This is a genomic window from Sporichthya sp., from assembly GCF_013815995.1.
In the GTDB taxonomy this organism is placed as follows: Bacteria; Actinomycetota; Actinomycetes; order Sporichthyales; family Sporichthyaceae; genus Sporichthya.
In genome coordinates this window covers 1-6,389 of sequence record NZ_JACDFE010000245.1, presented here as the reverse complement: position 1 = coordinate 6,389, position 6,389 = coordinate 1, and the positions used below count along the sequence as shown (strand labels likewise).

General features: G+C 72.0%; 5 protein-coding genes and 2 pseudogenes. 2 read left to right on the top strand and 5 right to left on the bottom strand.

From position 1 onward, the window contains the following. Positions 1-611, top strand: a pseudogene (locus tag H0X00_RS20460) (MFS transporter); the annotation flags it as partial. Then, on the top strand, positions 608-1,237 hold the full coding sequence (locus H0X00_RS20455) for a hypothetical protein (RefSeq protein ID WP_293774356.1): 630 nt from the start codon (positions 608-610) through the stop codon (positions 1,235-1,237). The pseudogene H0X00_RS20460 and the gene H0X00_RS20455, both read left to right, overlap by 4 nt. A 99-nt stretch (positions 1,238-1,336) precedes the next feature. On the opposite strand, the gene H0X00_RS20450 is transcribed toward H0X00_RS20455, so the two are convergent. From H0X00_RS20450 to H0X00_RS20430, 5 genes and pseudogenes are all read right to left on the bottom strand, one after another. Further along, the gene (locus H0X00_RS20450; RefSeq protein WP_293774355.1) at positions 1,337-1,939 is read right to left on the bottom strand and encodes a hypothetical protein; all 603 of its coding nucleotides are present in this window, start codon (positions 1,937-1,939) and stop codon (positions 1,337-1,339) included. A 151-nt stretch (positions 1,940-2,090) separates the two neighbouring features. Next, positions 2,091-3,065, bottom strand: a complete 975-nt coding sequence (gene hemB / locus H0X00_RS20445; RefSeq protein WP_293774353.1) for a porphobilinogen synthase — start codon at positions 3,063-3,065, stop codon at positions 2,091-2,093. 109 nt (positions 3,066-3,174) lie between these two features. Then, positions 3,175-4,914: a bifunctional uroporphyrinogen-III C-methyltransferase/uroporphyrinogen-III synthase gene (locus H0X00_RS20440; RefSeq protein WP_293774352.1), complete on the bottom strand. Its 1,740-nt coding sequence runs from the start codon at positions 4,912-4,914 to the stop codon at positions 3,175-3,177. After that, positions 4,911-5,849, bottom strand: a complete 939-nt coding sequence (hemC, locus tag H0X00_RS20435) for a hydroxymethylbilane synthase (protein ID WP_367186712.1) — start codon at positions 5,847-5,849, stop codon at positions 4,911-4,913. The genes H0X00_RS20440 and hemC overlap by 4 nt, the downstream gene beginning before the upstream one ends. A 20-nt stretch (positions 5,850-5,869) precedes the next feature. Then, positions 5,870-6,389 (bottom strand): annotated as a pseudogene (locus tag H0X00_RS20430) (glutamyl-tRNA reductase); the annotation flags it as partial.

Genomic DNA, 6,389 nt, shown 5'->3' with positions numbered 1-6,389 from the left:
GGTGCGTGCTGATCGCGGGCGGGCTGGTGGCGCTCGCGCTCCCGCCCTCGGCGAACCTGGCCTGGACCATCGCCCCGCAGGCCCTGATCGGTCTCGGCCTCGGGCTGACCGTCGACTCCCTGACCTACGCCGCCCTGCGCGACCGTTTCCCGCGGGCTCTGCACGGCGGCTGGACGATCGGGGCCCGGCACGCCGGGGTCGTGCTCGGCCTGGCTCTGCTCACCCCCGTCTTCACCGCCGACCTGCGCGAGGCCCAGGGCCCGGCCACCGAGGCGATCACCGGCCTGGTGCTGGACGCCCGGCTGCTGCCCGACGACAAGATCGCGCTGGCCCGCGGGCTCGGTGAGCGACTGGCCGACGAGAACGGCCGGGTGCCCGATCTGCACCCGGCCTTCGCCGAGCTGAAGCTGAGCGACACCGAACGCGTGGAGGCGCAGCGCCTGGAGGTCGCCCTGGACTCCCAGCTCGAGCGGGCCGCCACCCGGGCCTTCCGGGACTCGTTCCTGATCGCCTCCGGCCTGGCGCTGCTCGCCCTGCTGCCGCTGATCCCGGTCCCCCGCCGCCCCCCTTCACAACGGATGTCATCCGCAACGACCGGAGCGTCGCCGTGAACAACCGGGCGCTGCTGCTGCCGGCCCTCTCGGTCGCCCTGGTCGCCGGGGTGCTCGGCGTCCAAACCGCCAACGGCGGCGGGGACTTCGCGCCGGTCGAGGTCGAGGACCCTTGCACGCCCCGCGTGGTGACGGCCGCCTCGACCACCTCGATCGACGCCCTCGGCGAACTGCTCGTGCTCTACGGGCTGGACGGAGCGGCCTGCCGGCTCGGCCTCAGCCGGGAGACCCTGGTGATCAACCTCGGCCTCGCCACCGATTTCGCCGACCCGGAGATCGACGCCCTGCGCGGCGGACTGCTGGGCGCCGTCGACCGGATGAAGGCCGAGAATCAACTGCCGCCGGCGTCCGAACTGGCCGACGAGGCGCTGGCCGAGGCGAACCTGAACTCGTTCGTGAAGCGGCTGATCCAAGCCCTGCCCGACGGCGTGGTCAACTCCGCCCTGAGGACCGACGACGTCCTGCGCCGCGCGGTCACCGACCTCGACCTGCGCACGCTGCTCGGCGAACTCGAGGACCCGAACGAGGTGCAGCGCCTGATCACCGCCGCCATCACCGAGGCGGTCAAGGACTCCCTACGCGGGCGCCTGAAGGCGCTCGTGCCGGATTTCATCCCCACCGTCTAAAAGGCTGCGGATGACATCCGTTGTGGACGCGCGAAAGCGCCCCGGGGGTTGGGGCCCCGGGGCGCTGTTTCGCAGTAGCTGCGGCTATCTGCCGGAGGGTCAGAAAGCCTTCTGCAGCGCCCGCTTGGCCGTGGTGGTGAACGCCGCGATCGGGGCGTCGTCCTCCTGGCCCATGTCGGAGAACGTGGTCACGACCACGGCCCTGCCGTCTCGCCCGACGGCGAAGAGCTGAAAGTTGTACTCCGAACCCTCCGGCGCGGTGTAGACGGCGTCCAGGGTCAGGCCGTCCGCGGTCTTGAACCGGCCGATCCGGTCGATGTCGGTGACGTCGTCGAGCTTGTCGTCACAGTTGGCGATCGCGCTGCGCAGCTTGGCGGCCAGCGCCTTCGCCTCGGTCTTGTTCTTGGCGACGGTGATGATCTCGCGGACCTCGGCGGCCAGGTCACCGGAGAACGTCTGGTACGAGGACTTGCCCGCCGGGAGGATCCCCTTGATGCAGGTGTACATCGGCTTCGGCAGGCCGGCCTTGGGCGCCTGGGCCGTCCACGGCGTGTACTGCGAGGCCTGCGGCAGGTCGCTCTTCGGCACGAACGTGCCGGTGTGGTTCGCGCTGGCCGAAGTGACGGCAACCCCGGTCAGAGCGACGCCGACGACGGCGGCGCTGATCAGGGCGCGGGTACGGGACTTCTTCGAGATGCTCATGGCCTGTTTCTTCCCCTTGAGTCGTCGCCGGACCGGTGTCCGTCGGCGGCCCTCCCCGGGCCAGCACCAACAAGACGCCCCACCCTCGCCCGAGGTTGACGAGGCGAGCCTGGAATTTTGAGCCAACGGGTGACACGCGCTCAGCGCAGACTCAGCGCAGGCGCCGGGCCGCCTCGACGGCCCAGTAGGTGAGCACGATGTCGGCCCCGGCCCGCCGGATCGAACCCAGCGTCTCGTCGATGACCCGCTCCCGGTCCAGGTAGCCGGCCGCGGCCGCCGCCTCGACCATCGAGTACTCCCCGGAGACCTGGTAGGCCGCCACCGGCACGTCGACGGCGTCGCGGACCTGCCGGACCACGTCCAGGTAGCCCAGGGCCGGCTTGACCATCACGATGTCCGCCCCCTCGGCGATGTCCAGCGCCACCTCGCGCAGCGCCTCCCGGCCGTTGCGCGGATCCTGCTGGTAGCTCTTGCGGTGCCCCACCAGCGAGGACTGCACCGCGTCGCGGAACGGGCCGTAGAAGGCGGAGGCGTACTTGGCCGCGTAGGCCAGCAGCACGGTGTCGGTGTAGCCCTCGGCATCGAGCGCCCGCCGGATCATGCCGATCTGACCGTCCATCATTCCGGACGGGCCCAGCACGTGCGCGCCGGCGCGGACCTGGGCCAGCGCGCCGGCGGCGTACCGGGCCAACGTGGCGTCGTTGTCCACCGAGCCGTCCGCGGCGAGAACCCCGCAGTGGCCGTGGTCGGTGAACTCGTCCAGGCACAGGTCGGCCATCAGGACGGTGGCGTCGCCGACCTCGGCGCTCAGTTCACGCAACGCCTTGTTGAGAATGCCGTCGTCGGCGTCGAGGCCCGAACCGGACGCATCCTTCGCCAGCGGGACCCCGAAGAGCATCAGCCCGCCGACGCCGGCCTCGACCGCGTCCACCGCCGCCTTGCGCAGCGAGTCCAGCGAATGCTGGACCACGCCGGGCATGCTGGCGATCGGCACCGGTTCGGCAGCGCCTTCCAAAACGAACATCGGCAGGATCAACTGCCGCGGCGCCACCGTCGTCTCGGCGACCAGCCGCCGGATGGCAGGTGTGCGCCGCAGACGACGAGGCCGGACGGCGAAGTCAGCCACCTGGATCCCCTTTCGCCGTGCTCGAACTCTCCCGATAGTGGAGTTGAACACCGTTCCGGATCCGGAAAGGCGTGCTCAACTCCACTATCGGCGCAGTCTTGGCGCGCTGCTACCGCCGGCGACGCGCGGAGGTGCGCTTCTCCGACGGCCGCAGCACCGACTCGCCGTTCTCCGCGGCGGCCGCGCGACGGGCCGCACCGAAGTTGGCGAGGGCGTCGGCGAGCTCACGGGCGGACGGGGTGGCCGCCAGCACGTCGACCCGCAGGCCGTGCTCGGTGGCCTCGGCCGCGGTGGCCGGGCCGATGCAGGCGATGATCGTCGAGGTGTGCGGCTTGCCGGCGATCCCGACCAGGTTGCGCACGGTCGAGGACGAGGTGAAGACCACCGCGTCGAAGCCGCCGCCCTTGATCGCCTCGCGCACCGGCGCGGGCGGCGGGGCCGCGCGGACGGTCCGGTAGGCGGTGACGTCGTCTACCTCCCAGCCCAGGTTCACCAGGCCGGCGACAAGGACGTCGGTGGCGATGTCCGCGCGCGGCAGGAACACGCGGTTGATCGGATCGAAGACCTCGTCGTACGGCGGCCAGTCCTCCAGCAGCCCGCGGGCGGACTGCTCCCCGGACGGGACCAGGTCGGCGCGGATGCCCCAGGCGGCGAGGTCGCCCGCGGTCTGCTCGCCGACCGCGGCCACCTTGATGCCGGAGAACGCGCGGGCGTCCAAGCCGTACTCCTCGAACTTCTCCCGCACCGCCTTCACGGCGTTGCGCGAGGTGAAGGCGACCCACTCGTAGCGTCCGGTGACCAGGCCCTTGATGGCCCGCTCCATCTGCTGCGGCGTCCGCGGCGGCTCGACCGAGATGGTCGGGACCTCCTCCGGCACCGCCCCGTAGGAACGCAGCCGCACGGACAGGGCGCCGGACTGCTCCTTGGTGCGCGGCACGAGCACCCGCCAGCCGAACAGCGGCCGGGTCTCGAACCAGGACAGCGTCTCGCGCAGGTCGACGACCTCGCCGACCACGGTGACCGCACTCGGGCAGAGCGTTCCGGACGGCAGCGCAGCAGCGATGTCGACCAGCGTGCCGGCGACGGTGCGCTGCTCGGTGGTGGTGCCGGCCCAGGTGGTGATCACCGGGGTGGCCGGGTCCAGGCCGGCCTCGATCAGCTTGGCCACCGCGCCGGCGACCAGCGCCCGCTCGGTGGTGCCGGACAGCACGAGGGTGGCGTCCTTGCTGGCGACGGAAGCCCAGTCGATCTTGCTGTCGGTCACATCGACGACGCGGACCTCGCGCACGCTGCGGCTGGTCAGCGGGACGCCGGCGAAGGCCGGGACCGCGGTCACCGGCGAGACGCCGGGCACCAGCTGGAACGCCAGGCCGGCCTTGACGCAAGCGGCGGCCTCCTCGGCCACGTGCCCGGTGAGGCCGCCGTCGCCGTCGACGAGGCGGACCACGCGCTTGCCGCTCTTGGCGGCGGTGGTGATCACCTTGGCGCGGGCCGCCGGGGCCAGCGGAACACCCTCGGCGTCGAAGGCACCGTCGGCCACGGTCACGGCGGCCGGGCAGTGCGCGAGCAACTGCTCGCGGCCACTCTCGGAGAGGACCACGACCTCGGCGTCGCGCAGGAGCTCAAGCGCGCGCAGCGTGAACAGGCCGGGGTCACCCGGCCCGATGCCCACGAACGCGACGGACCCGGTCACGCGGCGCGCCGGTTCTGCCGGCGCCTTGGCGGCCTGGGTCTTCGCGGGCGCCTTCGTGCTGGTCGCACTCTTCGCCGCCGGCTTGCCGGCCGGAGCGGCGGGAGTGGTCGCAGCCGTGGCGGCGCCGGTCGAGGTCGTCTTGCGCGTCGGGCTCATGCCGACTCCTCCTGCATCAACAAGTCGGCCCCGTCGGCGAGCATCTCGGCCGCGAGCTTGCGGCCGAGCACCTCCGCCTCGACGAGGGGGCCGGTCGTGGACTGCCGCACAGCGTCAGTTCCGTCGGTTGCGAGCACCGTCGCCCGCAAATACAGCTCGTCCTCTTCGCCCGTCTCGGGATCACCCTCGATCGCTTCCCCGAGCGCCCCGACGGGCGCCGAGCAACCGGCTTCAAGGGTGGCGAGCAGGCTTCGTTCCGCGGTGACGACGGCCCTGGTCCACGGGTCGTCGAGGCCACGCAGCGCGGCGAACACATCGGCCGCCGCGGAGTCGGTGTCGGGGTCACGGCATTCCACCGCGAGCGCCCCCTGCCCAGGTGCAGGCAGCATCTGGATCGGGTCCAGGGTTTCGGTGATCTCGTCGGCGCGGCCGAGCCGGACCAGGCCGGCACGGGCCAGGATCACTGCGTCCAGCTCGCCGGAGGCGACCAGCTTGAGACGGGTGTCGACGTTGCCGCGCACCCCGACGACCTCCAGGCCGAGCCCGAGCGCGTGCAGCTGCGCAGCGCGGCGTGGTGAGCCGGTGCCGACCCGGGAACCGGTCGGCAGTTCGCCCAGCACGAGTCCGTCACGGGCGACCAGGGCGTCCCGCGGATCCGCCCGCTGCGGGATCGCGGCGATCACCAGACCGGAGGCATCGGCGGTCGGCAGGTCCTTGAGCGAGTGCACCGCGAAGTCGACCTCGCCGGCGAGGAGCGCCTCGCGCAGGGCGTTCACGAAAACACCCACGCCGCCCATCGAGGCCAGCGGTTCGGTGCTGACGTCGCCGGCCGTGGTGATCGTGACCAGCTCGACCTGACGGCCCGTCAGTTCAGTGACCTGGGCCGCGATCGCCGTGGACTGTGCCATCGCGAGCGCGCTGCCCCTGGTGCCCATCCTGAGCACGGAGGGAACTGTCACCGCTCCCCCTCGGAGCGCAGATCGCCCATCACGTCATCGGTGAGGTCGGCGCGGATGACCGCCTCGACCGCACTGCGGTCGAGGTTGAACAGCTCGCGCAGCGCGGTGGCGTAGGTCTCGCCGTCCGGGCCGCTGGCCAGTTCCTTCACCCGCACGGTCGGACCGTGCATGAGCTTGTCGACGACGCGCTTGACGGACTTGGCGATCTCCTCGCGCTGCTTGGCCTCGAGGTCGGGCAACTTGCCCTCCAGCCGCAGCATCTCCGCGGCCACCACCTCATCGGCCATGGTGCGCAGAGCGACCACGGTGGGGGCGATCTGACTCGCGCGCTGACCGGCGGCGAAGGCCGCGACCTCGCCGGCCACGATCCGCCGGACCGCCTCGACCTCTGCGGGCACACCACCGTCGGGGTCGGCGTCGGCGAGGGACTCCAGGTCGACGAGGGTCACGCCGGGCAGCGCCGCCGCCGCCGGGTCGATGTCGGCCATCTCCTTGGGCTCCACGACACCCTTGGCC

Excerpts from the sequence above, each read along its gene's own strand:
- H0X00_RS20450 (WP_293774355.1), bottom strand. The coding sequence starts at position 1,939 with ATGAGCATCTCGAAGAAGTCCCGTACCCGCGCCCTGATCAGCGCCGCC.
- hemC (WP_367186712.1), bottom strand. The coding sequence starts at position 5,849 with ATGGGCACCAGGGGCAGCGCGCTCGCGATGGCACAGTCCACGGCGATC.
- H0X00_RS20440 (WP_293774352.1), bottom strand. The coding sequence starts at position 4,914 with ATGAGCCCGACGCGCAAGACGACCTCGACCGGCGCCGCCACGGCTGCG.